The organism is Streptomyces sparsus, from assembly GCF_054776295.1.
The window spans coordinates 1-1,023 of record NZ_BAAHCA010001325.1 but is presented as its reverse complement, the minus strand read 5'-3'; the positions used below and the strand labels follow the sequence as shown (position 1 = coordinate 1,023).

Genomic DNA, 1,023 nt, shown 5'->3' with positions numbered 1-1,023 from the left:
GTGCTGCCCGGCGGCGACCGCGGTCCGGCCGGCCGTGTCCGGGACCGTCGGCGGCACCGCGGAGCCCGCGGGGTCAGATGCGGCTCTCGAGGCCATTGAGGACCTTTCTCAGCATGGTCAGGTCGGCACGTTCGGCCGGTGGGACGGGCGGACGGGAGACGATCAGGCCCCAGTCGGCCAGATCGGCCAGCAGGACCTGCACGACCGACGGCGGCTGCCCCAGGTGGGCCGCGACCTCGGCGACGGACAGCAGCCCCTGGCAGTGCGTGAGGATCATGCGGTGCTCGGGCTGGAGCGTCTCGGGGGCGGGCACCTCCACCGCCATCACCAGCGCCTCCCAGGGGAGCGCGGCGGCGCCGGCGTCCGCCCGTCCGCCGGTGATCACGTACGGCCGGACCGCGGAGGTGGTCCGCTCCTCCCAGCGGTCCGTCATGACGGCGGGCTCACCGGATCCCGGGGCGGGCTGCTCAGCTGGGCGCCGATCCTGGCCACGAGCAGCTGCATCTGCTGGGCGACCAGCCCGACGTCCGCGCCGGTGTCGGTGGCGACGCCCAGGTGGGCGCCGACGCCGGCCGCGGTGAACAGCACGAAGCCGCGCTCCGACTCCAGCATCAGCTGCCGCACCCCGGCGCCGTCCCCGAACAGCAGCGCCGCGGTGGAGCGTCCGGTCATCGCCATCGCGGCGCAGGCCGCCGCCAGCGACTCCGCCTCACCCACGCTCAGCTGCGCCACGGCCCCCGACAGACCCTCCGCGGAGGCGTGCCCCAGCCGCAGGCCGTCCTCGGAGACGACCACGGCGTGCCGTACCCCCGGTATGCCGGTGAGCGGCCGGAGCATCCAGCCGAGGTCGGGGAGTCTGGTGATGGTCCCGGTCATGGCCGGCCTCCGTCGTGTCGTTCGGGTACGTCGAGGTTCTGGGCGGCGGCCCGGCCCCGCCGGGAGCCGGACAGCACGCTGGCGATCGACGCCCTCGCCGCCTCCGGGGTCCAGTCGTCCGCGGGCGGCACGTCCGGTGCGCCCGGC

General features: G+C 75.9%; 2 protein-coding genes. Both read right to left on the bottom strand.

Going from position 1 to position 1,023, the window contains the following annotated elements:
- Nucleotides 1-73: 73 nt before the first annotated feature.
- The gene (locus ACYVE9_RS28205; protein WP_461030721.1) at nucleotides 74-433 is read right to left on the bottom strand and encodes a DUF742 domain-containing protein; all 360 of its coding nucleotides are present in this window, start codon (nucleotides 431-433) and stop codon (nucleotides 74-76) included.
- Complete coding sequence (locus ACYVE9_RS28200) at nucleotides 430-876, bottom strand: roadblock/LC7 domain-containing protein (protein WP_461030720.1); 447 nt, start codon at nucleotides 874-876, stop codon at nucleotides 430-432. The genes ACYVE9_RS28205 and ACYVE9_RS28200 overlap by 4 nt, the downstream gene beginning before the upstream one ends.
- Between the last annotated feature and the right edge of the window lie 147 nt (nucleotides 877-1,023).